Origin of the sequence: Arthrobacter sp. 24S4-2 (genome assembly GCF_005280255.1) — a bacterium.
Taxonomy (GTDB): Bacteria; Actinomycetota; Actinomycetes; order Actinomycetales; family Micrococcaceae; genus Arthrobacter.
On sequence record NZ_CP040018.1, the window covers coordinates 3610814 to 3632140 of the forward strand.

Below are 21327 nucleotides of genomic sequence, written 5' to 3' on the forward strand. Positions count from 1 at the left end.
AGACCCCGGGGCCGGACCTCTCCGGAACCCGGCCTAGGATGGACAGCATGACTCAAACCGCAGGCGCCGGAGCACAGGCTGCGCCGGCCCAGGCCTCGCCGTCCCAGACGCTCTCGCGCGGCATCCGCGCGCTGGAAATCCTGGCCGAGGCCGAGCGGCCACTGACCATCGCGGAACTTGCGGACGCCATGGGGGTCCACCGCTCCGTGGCGTACCGGATCCTTCGCACGCTGGAGGATCATTCACTGCTGGTCCGGGACGACGCCGGCAGGGTCCAGCCCGGCCCGGGCCTGGCCGTCCTGGCGAGGGGCGTGGCCCGCAACCTGCAGTCCGCGGCCCTGCCGGAGCTCACCCAGCTTGCCAATACACTGAACATGACGGCCTTCATTGCAGTCTGGGACCACCAGGACTGCATCACGCTGGTGACTGTGGAACCGAGGCACTCGGCCGCCACAGTGGTCCAGCACCCCGGCTCACGGCACCCGATAAGCGCCGGCGCCCCCGGCATTGCCATCCAGTCGGCGCTTACGGAACAGGACTGGACCGCCCTGGCGCCGGGAATTCCCTACCGGGCCGAGTCAGCCGAGGCCAGGAAAAGGGGCTACGCGGCGAGCCACGATGAAGTCATCGCCGGGGTGTCATCCCTTGCTGTCCCCATCAACGTGCCCGGCGGGCGGCCAGCGTCGGTCGCCGTCGTCTATATCCGTTCAACGCAGGATCCGGCCGAAGTGGCGGCCGCCCTCACGGTGAGCGCTGCGCGGATAGAAAAGCAACTGCTCTAGGGCGCTGACGCGGCGGCGCTAGTTGCCGGCTGCCGCCGTTGACTTGCGGTTGCGGACCACGACGGCGGCAGCGGCTCCCAGCAGGAACAGACCCGCCGCGGCGCAGACGGGCACCATAAAAGCAGCTGTATAGCCCTGGTGTTGTGCAAGCTGCCCCGCGATGGACGAACCCAGGGCCGTGCCCGCGACAATGCCGCTGGCCAGGGCGGTCATGACCGTTCCCAGCCGCCCGGCCGGGGCGACGACTCCGCCGATGGCGAAGACCGTGACCATCAGCGGACCCACGGGCAGTCCAAGGACAAGCAGCACCAGCACCATCGGAAGTGTCGAGCCCGGGAGCAGCAGGAGGACTGCGAGCCCGGCCATCGAGGCGGCAGAAACCATCCACCGCGCCGACAGGCTGAAGCCCTGCGGCCAGTAGGCAACGCTGAGTGCGGCCGCGGCAGAGCTCAGCCCCATGACGGCATAAAGCAGGCCCGCGATTTCGGCTGCGGCGAAGCTCGCCGAGAAGGAACTCAGCCCCGTCTGGGTGGAGCCGAAGAAAGTTCCCATGCAGACCATCGCCAGGAACGGCAGGGCCACGGCTGCCATCCCGGTGGCACTGCGGCCCGGAACTGCAGGGTCCGCGGCCGTTCCCGCGTCCCGGCTGCTCCGGCTGCTCCGGGGGCGGCTGGTCCGGGGACGCCGGACGCTCAGCGGCACGGCGAGGTGCGTGCGGTGCACCGCGAACGCGGGAACCAGGGTGGCAGTCAGGGCCGCAGCGAGGGCCAGTGGAATCCACGGGGCAATCAGGCTGGCCAGGATACCGACCAAGGCGGGCCCCAGCACGAACGTCAGCTCATCCGCCGTGCTTTCGTACGAGAGTGCCGCATCCAGGTCCCGGGCCCTGCTGTCCCTGCCGCCACGGGCGGTCAGGGCCATCCAGCGCACGCGGGCCAGCGGGCCCACCTGGGGACAACTGGCCCCCGCCACAAATGCAGCGGCGAGGACAGGAAGCGCCGCCGCCAGGTCCTGGCCGGCCGGAACGAAGTACGCCGTGAGGATGAGCGCGGCGACAGCCACGGTGTTGAATGTTGCCGCGAAGATGAGCACGGGGCGCTGGCCGAGCCGGTCAGCCAGGGCACCCAGGACAGGGGCTCCCAGCGCGGAGCCGATGCCCACCGCGCCTGCCGCCGCTCCCCCGACGGCGTAGGAGCCTGTCACGGACGTGACGAGGGTCAGTGCGCCCACTGTCAGCATGGCCAGCGGAAGGCGGGCGAACAGTCCCAGCGGGATGAACCCCTTGCCGGCCAGCAGCGGAAGGCGGGAATAACGGCCGCCCGGGCGGGAATCCCGCGGGGATTCCTGCGGGGAAACCGGTCTGGCAGCTGGTGCGGTGTGCGGGGTGTCCGCGGCCGATGATGGCGCGGCGGAAGCTTGTGCGGCGATGGATGGTGCCGCGGATGAAGGGGCGGATGCCTGTGAAGACGTTGAGGTGATCATGATTCCGGGTTCTCTAAGTAGTGCGCATCGTCCCTCCTCCCGATGCGCGTGACCCGGTAACCCGTTAATTGTAGCCGAGGCCCCGGAATCAGCCGAGGGCGTCGTCAGAAATGTGGAGGAGGGAACCGTTCCGTCCCTTGACCACCTGGAGCTGGGTGCTGATGCGCTGCTTCATCTCCGGCACGTGGCTCACCAGCCCCACCACGCGGCCGCCGTCCCGGAGCCCTTCCAAGGCGTCCATGACCTGTTCCAGGGCCTGCTCGTCGAGGCTCCCAAAGCCCTCGTCCACGAAGAGCGTTTCGATATCCACCCCGCCGGACTCCTGCTGCACGACGTCCGCGAGGCCGAGGGCAAGGGCCAGAGAGGCCATGAACGATTCACCTCCGGACAGCGTGGCGGTGTCCCTTCGGTGGCCTGTCCACTGGTCCACGACTTCCAGGCCGAGGCCGGACTTGGCTCCGCGGGCGGCCCTGGCATCAGTGTGCTGCAGGGTGTAGCGGCCATCACTCATGCCGACCAGGCGCTCCGAGGCTGCGATGGCCACCTGTTCGAGCCTCGCCGCAAGCACGTAGCTGTTGAGGCTCATCCGGTAGTTGTTGTCGCCGGCGCCGCGGGCGGCCTCGGCCACGGCAGTCAGCAGCGCTGCACGCTCACGGGGGCCTTTGCCGCTCGCGGCCAGCCGGGCGTAGTCCGCAGCGATCCGGCGCCCGGCGCGCACGGACTGGTCAGCGAGGCCCAGGACGAGGTCGGCTTCCTTGGCCTGCCGTTCGGCGTCCGCGGCCTCCCGGCCCAACTGCTCGAGCACCGGGACGGCGTCGAACGGACCGTGCAGCTCCAGCTCGTGCGCGGCCAGCGTGAGTTCCTCGCCGGCGAACAGTTCCTGGACCCGGGCTGCTTCATCATGCCCGGCACGGATGGCTGCTTCAAGCCTCGCGGGCTCGGCTGCAGGGAGCAGGAACGACCGCGCCGCTGCTGCCGTTTCGAAGCCGGATTCCGGTAACGCCTGTTCCAGTTGCTGGCGCGCATCGGCAGTCCGTTGAACTGCCTGCTCCAACCGGGTCCGTGCAGCGTCCGCCCGTTCAAGAAGGGCGGTGCTCCCCTTCACGGCGACGATGCGGTGGCCGAGCGTCGGGTGGTCCGCGCGAAGGTGGCGCAGGGCATCTTCCAGCGCCTCAGACTGTTCACGGACCTCGGCGAGGGTGGTCTCTGTCTGCGCGATTCCGGACGCCGTTTCGACCTGGGCTGTTTCCGCGGCCGCGATCTGTTCTTCCAGTTCCGCATGCCGTTCCCGGCTGGCCGCCAGGTCCTCGGCAGCGCGGTTGGCATCTTCCGCCCGTTGCCTCGCCAGGGCGGCGTCCCGGCGGGCTTCTTCCGGCGGGGTATCCCCGCCTTGGGCCGCCAAAACGGCGACTGTCTGATGGGCCTCCGCCAGTTCGCGCCCCAGCACGCTCAAGGCAACCTCGGCTGCCTCGCTGGCCTGCTGAGCCGCATGCTCCGCTTCGGCGATTACCAGCGCGGCGGAAGCCGCCGGTGCAGGTGACGGATGTTCGGGGCTGCCGCATACCGGGCAGGGCTCAGCGGGCTGCAGCCGTGCAGCGAGTTCCGCCGCGGCGTTGGCGAGCCGTTCCTCCCGGAGATCCAGCCAGCGCTGGCGGTGGTCCTGATAGTCATCGCGGGCAAGCCGGTGCTGTTCGGCAATGCCGGAACATACCCCCGCCGCCGCTGCGTACCGCCCCACCACCGAAACGAGTTCTTCGGCTGAGGCAGCTTCCTTGGTCCGCAGCTGGGCAACGGCTGCGAGCCCTTCAAGAGGCCGGAGTCCCGCAAGGAGCGACGTGGCTTCGCCGCGCAACGCATCCAGCGCGGCAGCACCGGACCGGCTCCTGTCTCTGAACTGTTCCAGCGTCTTGTGCAGTTCGCTGCTGCGGGCGGCCATTCCGGCAAACCTGGCCTCATCAGGCAGCCGTTCCTCCAGCACCGCACGCAGGGACAGCAGACGGCTGAGCTCCTGGCGCACGGCGGCGACGTCGGAGGAGGGACCGTCGTCACCACTGCGGCTGCCACTGCCGGGGAAGGCAGCCAGTTCCGGGTCACGGACAGCAACGCCCTGCAGCTCGTCCGCTACTGCCGCCATGGCCCGTTCAGCCAGCTGTTCGGCCTCTTCGGCCTTTTCCACACTCTGAAGGTGCCCACTGAGCACCTCGGCGCTGCGGTGCGCACGCAGCTGTGACGCCATTCTGTCGAGTTCCGGCTGGCCGGCGTCGGCCGCTGATCGCCGCCGTTCCGCTGCGGCGAGTTTCTCCTGTCGCGCGGCACGCGCGTTTGCGGCCTCGAGGACACGTGCCGTCCCGGCCCGCCGCAGCGCAGTCTGGTCCGCTTCGGACCTCAAACGGCTGGCCCGTGCCGCGGCGGTTTCCCCGAGCCATTCAAGAAGTTCTTCCGCTCCTTCCGGTGCCGCGCCGGACTGATCCGCTTCCGCGGCAGCTGCCTCGGAGCGCGCCTGTGCCAGGAGCAACTCCAGCTGGCCATTCAGGGTGGCCACCTCCGCGCGGGCATCCGCGGCCCTGCGGGCGAGTTCCTGTTCCACGGCTTCGAAGCGCTGGGTGCCGAAGAGGCTCTGCAGCAACTCGAGCCTGTCCGTGGGCTTGGAGCGTAGGAAGGCGGCAAAGTCACCCTGCGGGAGCATGACCACACGGGTGAACTGGTCACGGTCCATGCCCAGGACGGCGGTGATTTCCGCCCCGGCTTCGTCGTTCCGGCCGGATTTCTCGACCCATTGGCCGTCAACGCGTTCCCGGAGCAGGGTGTTGGCTTTCTGCTCGGTGAAACCGTTCCTGCCCCTGGCGCTGGGCTTGTTCCAGGCCGGACTCCGCGAGACCTCAAAATGCCGGCCCTTGGCAGAAAACTCGCAGGTGACGCGGGGTTCGGCGGCAACGTCGGCGTGGTCGCTGCGGAGGCGCTTGCTGTCCTGGCGGGCTCCGGGGACCGAACCGTAGAGGGCAAAACAGATGGCATCCAGCACGCTGGTCTTGCCGGCGCCGGTGGCGCCGTTCAGCAGGAAGAGTCCGTGTGCGCTGAGGCGGTCGAAGTCGATGGTTTCGGTGCCGGCGAAGGGGCCGAACGCGGAAATCTCGAGGCGGTGGATCCTCATAATGAAGCCTCTTCCAGGCGCACCGCTTCGAGGGCCTCCCGGAGCACAGCCGATTCGGCCCCGTCGGCGCTTCGGCCGCGGACGTGCTCCAGGAAGCCGCAGCAGATTGAGAGGTCGTCCTCAGACTCGGCGAGCCTGCTGCTGTAGCTGGTCGTGGTGGCTGCGGTGGCACCTTCGGGATCGAACCCCAGCACCAGCGTGTCCGGGAAGCGGGTGCGCAGTTTTTCCATGGCCTGGGCGGGCCGCTGGGCATCCGTGACGGTGATCTGGCAATACGCGGTCTCGGCCCAGGCGTATTCCTCGGCTGAAAGGAGGTGGTCCAGCTTGCCCCGCAGGACGGCGAGGGCACGCGGGGCGTCCCACACAACTTCATTGACTTCGGTGATGCCGGTGGCGTCCACGTCGATCAGCCAGCCTCCTTTGCGGTGCTTCGCTTCCGAAAAGGAGTAGGCCAAAGGCGATCCGGAATAGCGGACTTCCGGCGACAGCGTCTGCCTTCCATGCAGGTGGCCCATTGCGGTGTAGCCGAAGCCGTCGAACAGGTCCAGTGGCACGGCGCCGACTCCCCCGATGCTCAGGTCGCGTTCACTGTCCGAGCTGATGCCGCCGCTGGCGAAAGTGTGGGCCAGCACCACGGAATGAACCTGGCGGGTCTTTGCACGGGCATGCACATCCGCCCGGATCCGTTCCGTGGCGGCACGGGTCACCTCGAAGTGGCTGGCGGGTTCGACGCCGAGTTGTTCGGCCACCAGGCGTGGTTCCAGCCACGGAATGCCGTAGATGGCGAGCACAGGGCCGTCTTCTGCACTGTCCAACGGAAATTCCACGGGCACGTCCAGCTCCGCCAGCCGCGTCCGCAGGTGCACTCCCCCGCGCTCCAGCAGCCTTGAGGCAAACCCGAGGCGGATCGCGGAATCGTGGTTGCCGCTGGTCAGGACCACCTGCGCCCCGGCGTCGGTCAGCCGCACCAGGGCATCGTCAAGCAGGCGGACCACGTCCACGCCGGGCAGGGCGCGGTCGTAGACGTCGCCGGCAATCAGGACGACGTCCACTCCCTGCGCGCGGACGTAGCCGACCAGCTGGTCAATGAAGCCCTGCTGGGCCCCGAGCATGCCTACGCCGTGGAATGACCGGCCCAGATGCCAGTCGGAGGTGTGCAATATCCGCATATTTCTAAGCTATCCGCCGGCACCGACATTTTTGCGGCACAAACACGGTCCGGGCAGGCACTCTGTTAACCGCGTTTGCCGTCAAAGAAGTCGCGCGCGTCATCCTTGCCGTTGTGGCCGCCGGGAGCTTCGCTGCCGGCGGCCCGCTTGGGGGCGTCTCCGCGTCCGGCCGCAGCCGGCACTGCCTTTTCCAGGTCCCCGTCCGGGCCCTCATCCAAGTCCTCGTCATCAAAATCGTCGTCGTCCTCGGAGTCCAGCTCGGAGCCCTGGACGGCGTTATCAGTGCGGGCCGGTGCTGCTGCCGGCAGGTCGGCGAACCCGCGGAAGACGAGGCCGGCGATGGCGGCACCCACCAGCGGGGCTACCCAGAAGAGCCACAGCTGCTCCAGGGACCAGGTGCTGCTGAAGATGGCGGACGCGGTGGCGCGGGCCGGGTTGAAGGGCGTGTTGCCCACGGCCTGGCCAAGCTGCAGCAGGACGGCGAGGGTGAGGCCAACGGCGAATGGTGCGGCCGCCTTGTTGGTGTTGCGTGCCGAGGTGGTGCCCAGGAAGACGGCCACCAGCAGGGCCGCACCCAGGACCTCGACGAGCAGCACACCGGCCATGGGGGCCTGGATGATGGAATGCTCGCCAAATCCGGCAGTCACGGTGTCGAAGGCGGCGCGGGTGTCCTCGATCTTGGGTACGGTGCGCAGGATCCCGAACAGGGCAAGTGTCCCGGCAACAGCTCCGACGAGCTGGGCACCGAGGTACGCAGCGGCCTCCGGCAGCCTGATCCGGCCGGCGATGGCGCTGCCCAGGGTCACGGCCGGGTTGAAGTGTCCGCCGGAAATGTAGGCGAAAGCGAGCATCGCGGCGGTGACCGCAAGCCCGGCGGCAAGCGAAGCGGACAACGGGTTGGACTGAGGGATGGTAAACAGCGGGACGCCCAGCCCCGCGATGACCAGGAACAGGGTTCCGAATGCCTCAGCCGACAATCGTGCCACCAGCCCGGGTTTGAACGCGGCCCCCGGGGCGCCGTGCAAATCGGGACTTTCGGTCGGGCGTGCAGGCACAGGGGAAGTCATGTTCTGGGAATCCTTTGTTTCGGTGCACAGCCGGTGACCCCGGTGTGCGGTGCGGGCAACGGTGCGCCCGGCAATGTACTGTCCAACGTATTCTGCCAACTGAGTCTGGACACTTGCTGGATCCGAGCTTAGCGGCCGGACCCGGCGGCTGCGAGCGGGACAATCCTCCCGCCGCGAGGTACAGTCCTCCGCCCGGGGTAAATTTACAGTCATGAGTTCTGAAGAGTTCCGCCCGCCTGCGCCGACCCCCGAGTCCCGGATTCATGGCTGCCTTCTGGGAGGGGCCCTCGGCGATTCCCTCGGCTACGCCGTGGAGTTCGATGACATTGCTGGCATCAGGAGCCGGTTTGGCCCCGAGGGGCTCCAGGATTTCTCAGCGCTCGACGGCGGCAGCCACTTCTCGGACGACACCCAGATGACGCTGTACACGGTGGACGGCCTTGTAGAGGCGCTGGAGTGGGCCAATGACGGGACGGCCGCCGACGCCAACGCGTGTGTATGGCTCGCCTACCTGCGCTGGCTGGCGACACAGGGCGTTCCGGTTCCGCCGTCCGCTCCTGCACCGCAACCGCGCTGGATTGACGGGCAGGAAGCCCTGAAGCACCGGCGCGCACCGGGCAACGCCTGCCTCAGCGGACTGGCCACCGGTGAAATGGGCACCGTGTACCGCCCGGTTAATCCTGATTCCAAGGGATGCGGCACAGTGATGCGCTCGGCGCCGTTCGGCCTCATTCCGCATGTTCCTGCCGAGGCGGTTTACAAGCTGAGCTCAGACGCGGCGTCACTGACCCATGGACACCGGTCGGCACGGCAGAGCGCGGGGGCCTTCAGCCTCCTCATCCATGCCCTCGCGGGCGGCCAGGGTCTCCGGGAGGCTGCCGAATACGCCCTCAACCGCGGACGTGAACAGTCCGACCCGGAGCCGGCGCTCATCAGCCGGCTGGAACGTGCCCTCCAGCTCGCGGAATCTTCGGGGCAGGCGGCGGGCAAAACGGCCCTGCTGAGCCCGGAAGACCTGGTGCGCGAACTGGGCGAGGGCTGGGTGGCCGAGGAAGCCCTCGCCGTCGCGCTTTACGCGGTACTGGCCACGGTGCCGGCCGGCGCCGACCCGGAAACTGCCGCGGTCAGCCCGCAGCGACACTTCCGCGACGCCATTGTCCTGGCGGTGAACCACAGCGGCGACAGCGACTCCACGGGTTCCATCGCCGGGAACATCCTGGGTGCCTTCTACGGGGAGGACTGCCTGCCGGCAGCGTGGCTGGAGTCCTTGGAAGCCCCGGAAGTCATCCGGGGCATGGCACGCCAGCTCGTCTCGGTTACAGGTTCCTGAGGGAAATGTCGTTGCAGGCTTCGCAGACGTCCTCCGGGATGAGTCCGCGGCGCTGCAGAAAGCCGAAAATCACGCAGCCCAGGCAGAACCCTGCGAATGCTTCCAGCGAAGCGGCAAGAATCAGCACTGCCAGCAGGGCCCAGGCGCCGGGCGCCAGGCCTGCAGCGAGCAGCACCGCTGCGGCGGTGGAGACAGCGGCGCCGATGCCTTGGGCGAAGCGCTTCGGCGGCCCGGGAACCAGCTTGGCCCGGCCCAGTCGCGGCGCCAGGAGTTTGACGGAGAGCAGCGCGAGCGGCGAAATCCTGGGCCCGAACAGAACACGGAGCCAGAAACCGGCTGCAATCACGGCCAGGCCCCATCCCCAGCCGGTCAACAGCGTCACGCCCGCCAGCACCACCACCAGCCCGGCCGTGATCCGGGCGGCGTACTCGTTGACCGGGTTCGGGAACGCAAACACCGCCCGCCAATAGGCGCCCGGCCGGCGGCCAGCCACGCTTGGGGCGCTGCCGGCCGCTGAGGAAGTAGTGGTGTAGCCAGAGGACCCGGCTGTGTCGTCGACCTGGAGTTTGCCCATGGTGCAAGGCTAGGAGTGCCGTTGCCGGACCGGAAGGATTGTTGCGCCGTGTGACCGTGGGCCCTGGGCCCGGCAGGTCGCCGGGAACGGGAGCGGGAACAGGGTCAGGAGTTTAGAGCAGTGCTGCAGCGGCAGGCACCTGGCCGCCCACCATCTGCAGGAACTCGCCTTCTGACAGGACTTCGATGCGCTGGCCCCGTTCGTGTAGTTCCAGCACGCGCCGCGCCTTGCCCGTCAGGCGGCCGGAGCGGAGGTCCGAAGCGACAAAGCCATCACCGACCACCAGCACCGTGGTCCGGCCGGTCACCCGGCTTTCAGGCTGCGCACCGAATTCCGCGGACAGCACCTTGGCCTCGGGCCGGGGCATTGCGAGCTCCCCCGTGAAGACTACGGTTTGGCCGAACAGCGGATGAGCCGGTTCGGCGTCGTTATTCGGTGCAGGGTTGGCCCCTTCCTCGGGCCATCCGGACTTGAACGGCCGGGCGGCCGGAGCAGCCCCGTTGCCTCCGGCCGCGCCCAGCGCGGTCAGCGTCGCCTTGGAAAGTCCGTCACGGTTGGGGTCGAACGCCGGCTGGTGCGGAAGTGCCAGGCCGAGCGACAGGTAGAGTTCGGCGATGCTGCCGGCGCTGTTCCGCCGCGCAATGTCGATCAGGATGCCGGCGCACGCCCTGGCGTCCTCGGCGGCGTCGTGATGGTTGACCAGCGGCACGCCGGCTTCCTCGGCCGCGTAGGGCAGCGAGTTGGAGACGAGTGAGTAGCACCGGCGGGACAGCATTACCGTGCAGGCGTAGTCGTAGGCCGGTCCGGCCAGTCCGGACACTTCCAGCCCGGACCTGATCACGCCAAGATCGAAGGCCGCGTTGTGCGCGGCCAGGACATCTCCTCCGATGAAGGCGCCGATCTCCGGGAAGAGCTCACCGAAACGCGGCAGGCCTGCCACATCTTCGGGCCTGATGCCGTGGATCCGCACGTTGTGGTAGTCGAAGCGGTCATGCTTTTCGGGCGGCCGCATCAGCCACGAGGCTTCCTCCACCACCACGCCGCCGCGGACCTTGCTCAGGCCCACAGCGCACGGCGAACCGCGGAAGCCATTGGCTGTCTCGAAGTCGATCGCCGTAAAGTCCAAACCCACGGCTCGACTTTACCGCCGGCCGCGCGGAACCCCGGCACCGCGACCCGCCTGTCGCGGGTGTCGGTGATCACTCCGCCTCCCGGCAGGGAAAGCCCGACGCCGGCGGTCCAGTAACCTTGAAGGGTGAACCTACATGCGATGAGTGACTTTGCCGTGTCCGCCCTCGGGGGTGCGGGACCGGTGCAGCCGCACCTGGCCTCGTTCCTCCCCGACTGGCTCAACCCCCAGATTTTCCTCGCCGACCCTGCACTTGCCCCTTGGGTGGTGCTGCTGGTTTGCGGCATTATCTTCGCGGAGACAGGGCTGCTGATCGGGTTCTTCCTCCCCGGCGATTCCATGCTGTTCACGGCCGGGCTGCTCGTAGCCACGGACACGATCAAATTCAACATCTGGCTGTTTGCCGCCCTGATCATCGTGGCGGCCATCATCGGCAACCAGACCGGCTACCTCATCGGCTCCAAGGCCGGGCCCGCCCTCTTCAATAAGCCGGACTCCAAGCTGTTCAAGCGCGAGAACGTGGAAAGCGCCCACGCGTTCTTCGAGAAGCACGGCGGCAAGGCGCTGATCCTCGCCCGATTCGTTCCCATCATCCGCACCTTCGTTCCGGTCATCGTGGGCGTGGCGCAGATGAGCAAGCGGAAGTTCTTCCTGTTCAACGTCATCGGTGCCGTGCTGTGGGGCGGCGGCGTCACGCTCCTTGGCTACCTGCTGGGCGACCGGGTGCCGTGGGTCCGCGACAATCTGGACATTATCTTTATCGTCATCGTGCTGCTGTCCGTGATCCCCGTCGGCATTGAAGTCCTCCGCAGCCTGTCCGCCAAACGCCAGGCCGCACACTTCGGCACGGACGCCGTGGACGAGTTCATCGAGGAGCACGAACCGGAGGAAGAGCGCAAGACCAACCTGTAGCACCGGCTACGGCAAGCAACGCAACACGGATAAGACTGAAGGCGCCCCACATTGTGGGGCGCCTTCAGTCTTATTCGTGCAGCTGGCTTCGAGCTAGGCCAGGTGCCGCGGGTGGTTCTCCGCGAGCGCCTCGACGATTGCCGGCAACAGCGCCCTGAAGGCCTGGCCCCGGTGGCTGATGGCGTTTTTCTCCTCGGAGGTCAGCTCGGCGCAGCTGCGGTCAAGGCCGCTCGGCTGAAGGACCGGGTCGTAGCCAAAGCCGCCGACACCGCGCGGTTCACGCAGCAGCGTGCCTTCCAGCTGGCCGTATTCCACTACTTCGCGGCTCCCGCCATCCGCTGCCGCGCCCGGTACGGCGAGCGCCGCTGCGCAGACGAAGGCGGCCCCTCGATATCCATCCGGAATATCGGACAGCTGGTCCAGGAGGAGCTGCAGGTTGGCAGCGTCATCACCGTGCCGGCCGCTCCACCGGGCCGAGAAAATTCCCGGGGCGCCGCCCAGCACATCGACGGACAGTCCGGAATCATCGGCAATGGCCACCAGCCCGGTGGCTTCGGCCACCGCGCGGGCCTTCAGCAGGGAATTCTCGGCAAACGTCACGCCTGTCTCGGCGACGTCCGGCGCGCCAACGGCGCCGGCGTCCACCACCTGGCTGTCGACGTCGAGCCCGGGCACCTGTCCGCGCAGCAGCTCCCGCAGCTCCCTGAGCTTTCCCTGGTTGTGCGTGGCCAGGACCAGCATGGGGGCCGGTGCGGGGACGCTCTCCGTCACGGGGCCTCCGCCAGGGTCTCCCGCTGGATGGCCGCGAGCTGCTCGGTGCCCAGGAGGGCGAGGTCCAGCAGCTGGTTGAGCTCGTCGCGGTCGAAGGGGGCGCCTTCGGCCGTGCCCTGCACCTCGACGAACTTGCCGGACCCTGTGACCACGACGTTCATGTCGGTCTCGGCCCGGACGTCCTCGACATACGGCAGGTCCAGCATGGGGATGCCGTCGATGATGCCAACGGACACAGCAGCGATCGTGTCGATCAGGGGCTGCGCGTTCCTGGCAATGATCTTGTTTTCGCGGGCGAAGCGGATGGCTTCCGCGAGCGCCACGTAGGCGCCGGTGATGGCGGCGGTGCGGGTGCCGCCGTCGGCCTGCAGGACATCACAGTCCAGCACGATGGTGTTCTCGCCCAGGGCCTTGGTGTCGATGATGGAACGGAGCGAGCGGCCAATCAGCCGGGAGATCTCGTGGGTGCGGCCGCCGATCTTGCCCTTGACGGACTCGCGGTCCGAGCGGGTGTTGGTGGCGCGGGGCAGCATGGCGTATTCGGCGGTGACCCAGCCGCGGCCCTCCCCTTGAGCCAGCGCGGCACGCCTTCGGTCAGGGAAGCCGTGCACAGCACCCGGGTGTTGCCGAACTCGATCAGGGCCGAGCCTTCGGCCTGCTTGGACCAGCCGCGGGTGATGCTGATCGGGCGGAGCTGATCAGGGGTACGGCCGTCGGCACGAATGACGGGGGTGGCAATTGCTTCAGAAGTCATGCCTTTAGCTTATCGACCCGCGCGGGCCGGCCGGACACCGGCAGGATGCACAGCCGGCACGATGGACGGCACCGGCGGAAGCTTCAGACCGTGTAGTGGACGCCGGCCACGGCAACGGCGACGTCGCCGTTGAACACCGGCTTGGCCTCGGCCATGACTTTGGTCTGCGACGTCCACACCGGGATGTGGGTGAGAAGCAGCCGGCGGGCCCCGGCCGCCGCGGCCGCTTCCCCGGCGCGTTTGCCGGTCAGGTGCACGTCCTTGATGTCGTCGTCGCGGCCTTCCTCGAAGGCCGCCTCGCACAGGAACAGGTCGGCATCCTTCGCGGCCTCTTCCAGCCCGGCGCAGGAGTCCGTGTCCCCCGAATAGGTGAGCACCCGGGTGACCGGAACGCCGTCGGCCGATGGTTCGGTGACCTCGACGCGCAGGGCGTAGGCCTCCTCCACCGGGTGGTTCACTGCGAACGGCGTCACGGTGTAGGGACCCACGGTGACGGACTGCCGTTCAGTCCAGTTGGTGAAGTCGAATTCCTCGTGCATGCCGGGGTCAAGCTCCAGCCCGTATGCCGTGGCCATCCGGTCCGCCGTGGCGGCGGGACCCCAGACCGGAATCCGGTCACGCCCCCAGCCGCCCGGCTTCCACCGCACCGCCACATGGAGTCCGCAGAGGTCCATGCAGTGGTCCGGGTGCAGGTGCGTGAGGAAGATCGCGTCGATGTCCTCCAGGTCCGTGTAACGCTGGATTGCACCGAGCGCCCCGCTGCCGAGGTCCATTACGATCTTCCAGGTCCGCTCGCCGTCGTGGGCGGTCAGCAGGTAGCACGACGCCGGGGAGCCGGGTCCCGGAAAGGACCCGGTGCAGCCAACAATGGTCAGCTTCACAGGCGGGAACCTCCGGCTGCGGATCCGCTGACGAAGTTGGAAAGCCGTGGCCGGACGGCGCCGGCCTGGGCGGCCGCGATCATTTCCGGCGTTATCTTTGCCAGGCTGCCCGTGGGGTACTGTGCGGCCACATGGTCCACGTGCCGTACGCTGAGCACCTCCGGCCCGAGGAAGCGCCTTGCCAGGATTTCAAACTGTCCCGCTTCGCCGGTGGCGATGAAGTGGTGCTGCGGTGGCGCCTCGAGTGTCCGCTGCAAATCGTGCGAGACCAGCGCCCGGTAGACGTCCTTGGCGGTTTCCTCGGCGCTCGAGACCAGCGTGACGTCCTCGCCCATGACGTAGGAAATGACGCCGGTGAGCAGCGGGTAGTGGGTGCACCCGAGCACCACCGTGTCCACGCCGGCGGCCCGCAGCGGCTCCAAATACTCCCGCGCAACGGCCAGCAGTTCGGGCCCGGTGGTGATCCCGGCCTCCACATAGCTGACGAATGCCGGGCAGGCCACGGACGTGATGTGCAGGTCAGGGGCGGCCGCGAACGTGTCCTCGTAGGCGCGGGAGCCCACTGTGGCGGAAGTCCCGATGACTCCGACCCGGCCGCTCCGGGTGGCGGCCACGGCCCGGCGCACGGCCGGCTGGATCACTTCGATGACGGGAATCCCGTAGCGCGCCGTGTACCGTTCACGGGCGTCCCGCAATACGGCGGCGGAAGCGGAGTTGCACGCGATGGTCAGCAGCTTGACGCCGGAATCGACCAGCTCATCCATCACACCCAGGGCGTTGGCCCGGACCTCCGCGATGGGCAGCGGTCCGTACGGGCCGTTGGCGGTATCGCCCACGTAGAGGATCGACTCGTTGGGCAGCTGGTCGATGATGGACCGCGCCACGGTCAGCCCTCCGACTCCGGAGTCGAAGATGCCGATAGGCCGCGAGCCCATGGGGCTGTTGTCCGTGCTGATCGCTGGGGAATCCGCCGCAGCTCCCGCTGCCGGATCCATGCTCGAGGCTGTTGTCATGATTATTCGAGGATAGGGCTTCCCTGTAGGTGCGGCCATCACATTGTGTCGTCCGACTCATGTTGGATGGGTCACACTTGCGTGCCGTCCAGTCTGCACGGCCCACCGCTCGGGTCAGGCGCGCGATTCCATGGACTGGAGCATGGCCTGCACCAGTGACTCCTGCAGCCACGTGGTGAAGTTGTACACCAGCGCGAGGTAGCTTTCCACGTCCTCGGCCTGGGACCAGTCCTGCATGGTGTGGACGTGTTCGGCGTCGGCGTCGTCCCTGATGTCCAGCCGTTCGGCGAGGACAAGCCGGACGTCGTTGAGCGCCTGGGACCAGTGCCGCGCTTCGGCCGGCGAGAGCACCAGTTCGTTCGTGTCAAGCCCCAGCGCCGCCGCGCGCAAGGCGCCGATCTTGTTCTCCCGGAGCGAGCGCTCAGTGAGCTGGCGGAATTCCAGTGCCGCGGCGTCGTCGCCCTTCGTGACGTTGGGCAGCAGCCGGAGCAGCGCCCGGTCCGACGGTTCCCGGACATTCATGTCCAGCCCGATCAGCGCCGTCAGCGGGTCCTCGCTGGCGGTTTCGTCCGGCTGGAGCATCGAGATGACGTCGTCAATCAGGCTGCGCAGCAGCTCCCGTTCCGCCGGTTCAAGGTAGCCGGTGATGCCTTTGAGTCCGTATTTGAATGCCTTAGCCACGTTTGCCCTTGCCCTTGCCGGATCCGCCGTCTTTTCCGCCCCCGGTGGCCTTCTCCACCGTCGCCCACAGGCCGAAGCCGTGCATGGCAACGGCGTGCTGCTCCACCTGCTCCTTGCTGCCGTGCGCCACGATGGAGCGTCCCTTCTTGTGGACCTCCATCATGAGCTTGTTGGCTTTGGGCTCGGAGTAGCCGAAGTAGCTCTGGAAGACGTAACTCACATAGCTCATCAGGTTGACGGGATCGTTCCAGATCACCAGGTTCCAGGGGATGTCAGGGGCGGTCAGGACGTCGGTGGACGTCACTGTTCCGGTCTGGGTGCCCTCCTGGGTGTCAGGGCCGAGCGCAACGCTTAGGGTCATCTGTCCATTCTAGGGCGATGCGCACTAGAGTGAATTCGTGAGTACCTCTGCTGGCTGGGACCATCCCGGCACGTCCTTGTACACCGATCACTACGAACTGACCATGCTCCAGGCGGCGCTGCACTCCGGCGCGGCGCACCGGAAGTCGGTGTTCGAAGCGTTCGCCCGCCGGCTCCCGGACGGCCGGCGCTACGGGATCGTGGCCGGTACGGGCAGGCTCCTCGAGGGGATTGCCGATTTCCGGTTCGGGGGCCCCGAACTGGATTTCCTCCGCAAAACGGGAGTGGTCAACGCCGAAACCCTGGACTACCTGGCCGGATTCCGGTTCACCGGCGACATCTGGGGCTACGCCGAGGGCGAAGCGTATTTCCCCAACTCCCCTATCCTGATCGTGGAATCCACGTTCGCCGAGGCCTGCATCCTGGAGACGTACGTCCTCTCGGTGCTTAACCACGACAGCGCCATTGCCTCGGCGGCTTCCCGGATGATCACCGCCGCCGGCAACCGGCCCTGCATCGAGATGGGCTCGCGGCGGACCCAGGAGGAATCCGCTGCCGCGGCCGCGCGTGCCGCCGTCATCGCCGGCTTCGCCAGCACCTCCAACCTCGAAGCGGGCCGCCGCTACGGCATCAAGACGGTGGGCACCGCCGCCCATTCCTTCACATTGCTCCACGACACCGAGCGGGAAGCCTTTGAGGCGCAGATCGCCTCGCTGGGCACCGGAACCTCTCTGCTGGTGGACACGTACGACGTCGAAGCGGCCGTCCGCACGGCCGTGGACCTTGCGGGCCCCTCACTTGGGGCGGTCCGGCTGGACTCGGGCGACCTCGTGGCCCAGGCGCAGTGGGTTAGGCAGCTGCTGGACGAGCTCGGCAACGAGAACACGAAGATTGTGGTCACGTCCGACCTCGACGAATTCGCCATTGCGGCCCTCCAGTCTGCCCCGGTCGATTCCTACGGTGTGGGCACCTCGCTGGTGACCGGTTCCGGCGCCCCGACGGCGAGCATGGTGTACAAACTCGTCAGCCGGACGGACGATTCCGGGGAGTTCGTGTCGGTGGCAAAGGTCGCAAAAAACAAAACGAGCAAGGGCGGCCGGAAATACGCCCTTCGCAGGCTCAACGAACGTGGTGTCGCCACCCAGGAGCTCGTGGGTGTGGGGCACCGGCCCGAAGATGACGGCAACGACCGCCAGCTGCTGCAGCAGTTCATCAAGAACGGCGAGCTGCTTCCGGGATGGACAGGAACGGAAGGCGTGTTCCGTGCCCGGCAGCGGCACATTGATTCCATGGCGGAACTGCCTGCAGTGGTCAACCGCCTGCAACGCGGCGAACCGGCTATCCCTACTCTCTACGAAGAAAACTGAGGAGAACTGATGTCCCGCGCCCTGATCATTGTTGATGTCCAGAACGATTTCTGCGAGGGCGGCTCCCTGGCTGTCAAGGGCGGGGCTGAAGTCGCCGGCGCCATTAGCGAATACGTGGACGCGCACCACAGCCAGTTCGACTACATTGTGGCCACCCAGGACTGGCATATCGAACCCGGAGGACACTTCGCGGACAACCCGGACTTCATTGACACCTGGCCGCCGCATTGCGTCGCAGGCACCCGCGGTGCCGAGCTGCACCCGGACCTCGACACCGAATACATCCAGGCCTATTTCCAGAAGGGCCAGTTCACAGCCGCGTATTCCGGGTTTGAGGGTATCCTGGCCCCGGAGGACGCCGTGCCGACGGGCGACCGCAAGCCCGGCGCCATGCCGCTGCCCGATGACGCGGCGGCGTTCACCGCCAGTACATTCGCCGATGAGGACGCCATCGGCCTGGACGACTGGCTCCAGAGCCACGACGTCGAAGATGTGGTGATCGTGGGAATCGCCACCGATTACTGCGTGATGGCAACATCCCTGGATGCGGTGCAGGCCGGCTACTCCGTGACGGTGGTCCGCGGCCTCACGGCCGGGATCGCGGCCGACCTTGACGACGCCTACGCCGAAATGGAACTCGGCGGCGTGGACCTCGCCTGAGCGGCGTTGCTTTGACGGGCAGGCCCTACTTGCGTCCGATGAACCAGTCCTGAAGTTTCCGCAGTCGCGCCTGCAGCTGCTCCTCGTTGGCCTGCGCCACGGGAGGGCCGCCGCACACGGTCCGGAGCTTGGTGTGCACCACGCCGTGCGGAGTCCCTGTCCGGGCTGACCAAGCCGCAACGTTCTTGGCCAGCTCGTTGCGCAGGTCCGTCAGCATCCGGTGGTCCGGGATAGCGGACAGGACCGCCTGCGAGGCAGCGGCTTCACCCGATCTGAGCTTCTTCCGGCTCTGCTGTTCGTGCTGGCGCTGGCGCAGCAGCGTGCCCACCTGCTCGGCATCCAGGAGTCCCGGAATGCCCAGGAAGTCCAGCTCGTCATCCGACCCGATGTCGCCACCGGTGCCGAACTCGCCGCCGTCGAACAGCACCCGGTCGAACGATGCCTGTGAGTCCAGCGCCTCGAACTTGCCCTTGGTGAGACTGTCCGACGCCTTGTCCTCCCGGTTGGCCTCGTCCATCAGCGAGTCCTCCGGATTGAACAGGCCGTCCCCGTCCTCTTTCTCCGGGCGGTCCAGGGCATGGTCCCGTTCGGCCTCCATCGAGTTCGCCAGCGCGGTCAGCTGCGGAACGGACGGCAGGAACACGGAGGCCGTCTCTCCCCGTTTCCGGGCGCGCACGAAACGGCCCACGGCCTGGGCGAAGAAGAGCGGAGTGGATGTGGAGGTTGCATAGACGCCCACGGAAAGCCGGGGCACGTCCACGCCTTCGGACACCATGCGGACGGCGACCATCCAGCGCTTTTCGCTGGCCGTGAATTCCTCGATCTTGCTGGAGGCCTTGGCATCGTCGGAAAGAATCACGGTGGGCGATTCGCCGGTGATCTTCTTCAGTTGGCCGGCGTAGGCGCGGGCGTCATCGTGGTCGGTGGCGATCACCAGGCCGCCGGCGTCGGGGACGGTCCGGCGGACTTCGCTAAGGCGCTTGTCCGCCCCGGCCAGCACGGCCGGGATCCATTCGCCGGCCGGATTAAGTGCCGTGCGCCAGGCCTGCGAAATGATGTCCTTGGTGACGGCCGACTCGCCAAGGGAAGCCGCCATCTCCTCTCCGCCGCTGGTGCGCCAGCGCATCTGCCCGGAGTACGCCATGAACATCACGGGACGGACCACGTGGTCGCGGAGCGCATTCCCGTAGCCGTAGGTGTAGTCCGCCTTGGAACGCCGGATGCCATCCCGGTCCTCGGCGTATTCAACGAACGGAATCGGTGAAGTGTCGGAGCGGAAGGGCGTACCCGTCAGCGAAAGCCGGCGGGCTGCCGGGTCAAAGGCCTCGCGAAGACCGTCACCCCAGGACAGGGCCTCGCCGCCGTGGTGGATCTCGTCGAGGATCACCAGCGTGCGGGCCGCCTCGGTCTTCGCGCGGTGCAGCATGGGCTTGCTGGCCACCTGGGCGTAGGTCACCGCGACGCCGACGAAGCCGCGGCCGTGCTGCCCGTCCGAGTTCTTGAAGTTGGGGTCGATGGCAATCCCCACCTTCGCGGCCGCATCAGCCCACTGGCGTTTCAGGTGGTCGGTGGGCGCCACGATGGTGACCCGGTTCACGGTGCCGGCCTCGATCAGCATGGACGCCACACGCAGGGCGAACGTGGTCTTGCCTGCTCCGGGCGTTGCCACCGCCAAGAAGTCCCGGGGCCCGGTTGAGAAGTAGCTGTCCAGCGCCTCCTGCTGCCAGGCACGGAGCTTCGGGGCGGTGCCCCACGCTGCACGTTCGGGGTAAGCCGGCGGCAGCGTTGGCCCGCCAAAGAGTGTCTCCGTCACGCAGAGCCCTCAATTCCCCGCATTGCGGCAGCCGTGAGCGAAAGACACATAAACATAAACACCAATCTGTTCCGGATGAGCCGCACTGGTCCGGTAAGGAAAAACATCGTGGCATGGGACGCGCGCAGCAGAGATCAGCGCCCCATGGTTGTATTGCCCGGACCTGGCCGGGCCGGCCGGTCACCCCAGGCAGTGGGGTGACGGGCGTACGGCGCTACTTGCCGGAGCCGCCGTCGCTGCCCTTGCCGCCGTCATTTCCCTTGCCGCCGCCATTTCCCGGGCGCAGGCCTTCGTAGACCTCTTTGCACTCCGGGCAGACGGGGAACTTCTGCGGATCGCGGCCGGGGGTCCACACCTTGCCGCACAAGGCGATGACAGGCGCGCCGGTCATGGCCGATTCCATGATCTTCTCTTTGCGCACGTAGTGGGAGAACCGCTCGCGGTCGCCGGGCTCCACTTCCTGGCGCAGTTCCTCGCGCTCGATTGTGGCAGTGGACGTTCCTGCTCCGGAAAGCTCACGCATCGGGTCGTTTTCGAGGGGATCCGTCATGCTAGTCATGGCATCCATCTTAGCCTTTGCGGCGGACAAAAATCTGAACCTCCGGGCTACAGCCCCTGCCACCCGGGTTTGTTGTCGTAGGTGTGGCGGTAGTAGTCCGCAAGCCTCAGCGAGGACGCCGCGGCCTCATCGACCAGGATGGTGGCGTGCGGGTGCATCTGCAGGACGGACGCGGCGCAGATGGCCGCCACGGGCCCTTCCACGAGGTCCCGCACGGCCTGGGCCTTCTGGGCGCCGGTGGCAATCAGGATCACGTGCCGAGCGTCCATGATGGTGCCGAGCCCCTGCGTGACCACATGGTGGGGAACGTCATGGATGCCGTTGAAGAACCGGGCGTTGTCCCGGCGTGTCTGTTCGATCAGGCTCTTGATCCGGGTCCTGGACGCCAGTGAAGAGCCGGGCTCGTTGAACGCGATGTGGCCGTCGGTACCCACGCCCAGCAGTTGGAGGTCCACGCCGCCGGCCGCCTTAATGGCGTCCTCGTACGCCTGGCAGGCTGCCGGAATATCCGCCGCCGACCCGTCGGGGCTGTGCACGTTCCCCGGAGCGATGTTCACGCGGTCCGTGAACTCCCGCCGGATGACCTCGCGGTAGGACTGCGGATGCCCCGGCTCCAGGCCCACATACTCGTCCAGGGCAAAGCCCTGCGCCCGGCTGAGGTCGAGGCCGGCCTGCTCATGCCGGCGTGCCAGTTCGTCGTACACCGGCAGCGGTGAGGAACCGGTGGCCAGTCCCAGCACGGCGGCGGGCTTTCGGCGCAACAGCTCCTCAATGGCATCCGCCGCCAGTGCCCCGATCTGCTTGCTCCCGGGAAGGATCACGACTTCCATGGCCAACCGCCTTTCCGCGTCCGGTACTTCTAATCATGCCGT

At 67.4% G+C, this 21327-nt stretch carries 19 protein-coding genes and 1 pseudogene; 5 read left to right on the forward strand and 15 right to left on the reverse strand.

Features of this window, described 5'->3' with window-relative positions:
- Positions 1 to 47: 47 nt before the first annotated feature.
- Complete coding sequence (locus tag FCN77_RS16795) at positions 48 to 782, forward strand: IclR family transcriptional regulator (RefSeq protein ID WP_137323181.1); 735 nt, start codon at positions 48 to 50, stop codon at positions 780 to 782.
- Between the two features lie 18 nt (positions 783 to 800).
- Here the strand turns inward: FCN77_RS16795 and FCN77_RS16800 are convergent, their stop codons facing one another.
- The 4 genes from FCN77_RS16800 to FCN77_RS16815 form a co-directional block, all read right to left on the reverse strand.
- Positions 801 to 2264 carry an MFS transporter gene (locus FCN77_RS16800; protein ID WP_254678599.1) on the reverse strand — a complete coding sequence of 488 codons (1464 nt, stop codon included), beginning with the start codon at positions 2262 to 2264 and terminating at the stop codon, positions 801 to 803.
- A gap of 88 nt (positions 2265 to 2352) precedes the next feature.
- Positions 2353 to 5415, reverse strand: a complete 3063-nt coding sequence (locus FCN77_RS16805) for an AAA family ATPase (RefSeq protein WP_137323182.1) — start codon at positions 5413 to 5415, stop codon at positions 2353 to 2355.
- Positions 5412 to 6584, reverse strand: coding sequence for an exonuclease SbcCD subunit D (locus FCN77_RS16810; protein WP_137323183.1), 1173 nt, complete (start codon positions 6582 to 6584; stop codon positions 5412 to 5414). Before FCN77_RS16810 ends, FCN77_RS16805 begins: the two co-directional genes overlap by 4 nt.
- 65 nt (positions 6585 to 6649) lie before the next feature.
- Positions 6650 to 7651 carry an MIP/aquaporin family protein gene (locus FCN77_RS16815; RefSeq protein ID WP_137323184.1) on the reverse strand — a complete coding sequence of 334 codons (1002 nt, stop codon included), beginning with the start codon at positions 7649 to 7651 and terminating at the stop codon, positions 6650 to 6652.
- A 211-nt stretch (positions 7652 to 7862) separates the two neighbouring features.
- Here FCN77_RS16815 and FCN77_RS16820 point away from each other — a divergent pair, with 211 nt between their 5' ends.
- A complete protein-coding gene (locus FCN77_RS16820) occupies positions 7863 to 8981 on the forward strand; it encodes an ADP-ribosylglycohydrolase family protein (RefSeq protein WP_137323185.1) in 1119 nt (372 codons plus the stop codon).
- Here the strand turns inward: FCN77_RS16820 and FCN77_RS16825 are convergent.
- A complete protein-coding gene (locus FCN77_RS16825) occupies positions 8968 to 9555 on the reverse strand; it encodes a DUF4395 domain-containing protein (RefSeq protein WP_137323186.1) in 588 nt (195 codons plus the stop codon). The genes FCN77_RS16820 and FCN77_RS16825 overlap by 14 nt on opposite strands.
- A gap of 112 nt (positions 9556 to 9667) precedes the next feature.
- Complete coding sequence (locus FCN77_RS16830; protein ID WP_137323187.1) at positions 9668 to 10687, reverse strand: exonuclease domain-containing protein; 1020 nt, start codon at positions 10685 to 10687, stop codon at positions 9668 to 9670.
- A gap of 138 nt (positions 10688 to 10825) precedes the next feature.
- Between FCN77_RS16830 and FCN77_RS16835 the strand changes: the two genes are divergently transcribed.
- Complete coding sequence (locus tag FCN77_RS16835) at positions 10826 to 11596, forward strand: VTT domain-containing protein (protein ID WP_137323188.1); 771 nt, start codon at positions 10826 to 10828, stop codon at positions 11594 to 11596.
- A gap of 93 nt (positions 11597 to 11689) precedes the next feature.
- Here the strand turns inward: FCN77_RS16835 and rdgB are convergent, their stop codons facing one another.
- The 6 genes and pseudogenes from rdgB to clpS form a co-directional block, all read right to left on the reverse strand.
- Entirely contained in the window at positions 11690 to 12337 is a 648-nt protein-coding gene (rdgB, locus tag FCN77_RS16840) for an RdgB/HAM1 family non-canonical purine NTP pyrophosphatase (protein ID WP_175417447.1), read from the reverse strand.
- 26 nt (positions 12338 to 12363) lie between these two features.
- Positions 12364 to 13121: pseudogene (gene rph / locus FCN77_RS16845) on the reverse strand (ribonuclease PH).
- Between the two features lie 83 nt (positions 13122 to 13204).
- Positions 13205 to 14002, reverse strand: coding sequence for an MBL fold metallo-hydrolase (locus tag FCN77_RS16850; RefSeq protein ID WP_137323190.1), 798 nt, complete (start codon positions 14000 to 14002; stop codon positions 13205 to 13207).
- Positions 13999 to 15054 carry a glutamate racemase gene (gene murI / locus FCN77_RS16855; protein WP_137323191.1) on the reverse strand — a complete coding sequence of 352 codons (1056 nt, stop codon included), beginning with the start codon at positions 15052 to 15054 and terminating at the stop codon, positions 13999 to 14001. The genes FCN77_RS16850 and murI overlap by 4 nt, the downstream gene beginning before the upstream one ends.
- Before the next feature lie 75 nt (positions 15055 to 15129).
- Positions 15130 to 15696, reverse strand: a complete 567-nt coding sequence (locus FCN77_RS16860; protein WP_137323192.1) for a DUF2017 domain-containing protein — start codon at positions 15694 to 15696, stop codon at positions 15130 to 15132.
- Positions 15689 to 16057 (reverse strand): ATP-dependent Clp protease adapter ClpS, encoded by a 369-nt coding sequence (gene clpS / locus FCN77_RS16865; protein ID WP_137323193.1) that lies wholly within the window; start codon positions 16055 to 16057, stop codon positions 15689 to 15691. The genes FCN77_RS16860 and clpS overlap by 8 nt, the downstream gene beginning before the upstream one ends.
- A gap of 37 nt (positions 16058 to 16094) precedes the next feature.
- Here clpS and FCN77_RS16870 point away from each other — a divergent pair, with 37 nt between their 5' ends.
- A complete protein-coding gene (locus tag FCN77_RS16870; protein WP_254678600.1) occupies positions 16095 to 17423 on the forward strand; it encodes a nicotinate phosphoribosyltransferase in 1329 nt (442 codons plus the stop codon).
- A gap of 9 nt (positions 17424 to 17432) precedes the next feature.
- Positions 17433 to 18083 carry an isochorismatase family protein gene (locus FCN77_RS16875; RefSeq protein WP_137323194.1) on the forward strand — a complete coding sequence of 217 codons (651 nt, stop codon included), beginning with the start codon at positions 17433 to 17435 and terminating at the stop codon, positions 18081 to 18083.
- A 25-nt stretch (positions 18084 to 18108) separates the two neighbouring features.
- Here the strand turns inward: FCN77_RS16875 and FCN77_RS16880 are convergent, their stop codons facing one another.
- The 3 genes from FCN77_RS16880 to nagB all read right to left on the reverse strand — a co-directional run bounded on the left by FCN77_RS16880 (position 18109) and on the right by nagB (position 21285).
- The gene (locus FCN77_RS16880; RefSeq protein WP_137323195.1) at positions 18109 to 19896 is read right to left on the reverse strand and encodes a DEAD/DEAH box helicase; all 1788 of its coding nucleotides are present in this window, start codon (positions 19894 to 19896) and stop codon (positions 18109 to 18111) included.
- Positions 19897 to 20110: 214 nt separating this feature from the next.
- A complete protein-coding gene (locus tag FCN77_RS16885; RefSeq protein ID WP_137323196.1) occupies positions 20111 to 20464 on the reverse strand; it encodes a DUF3039 domain-containing protein in 354 nt (117 codons plus the stop codon).
- 38 nt (positions 20465 to 20502) lie between these two features.
- Positions 20503 to 21285, reverse strand: a complete 783-nt coding sequence (gene nagB, locus FCN77_RS16890) for a glucosamine-6-phosphate deaminase (RefSeq protein WP_137323197.1) — start codon at positions 21283 to 21285, stop codon at positions 20503 to 20505.
- Positions 21286 to 21327: the final 42 nt, after the last annotated feature.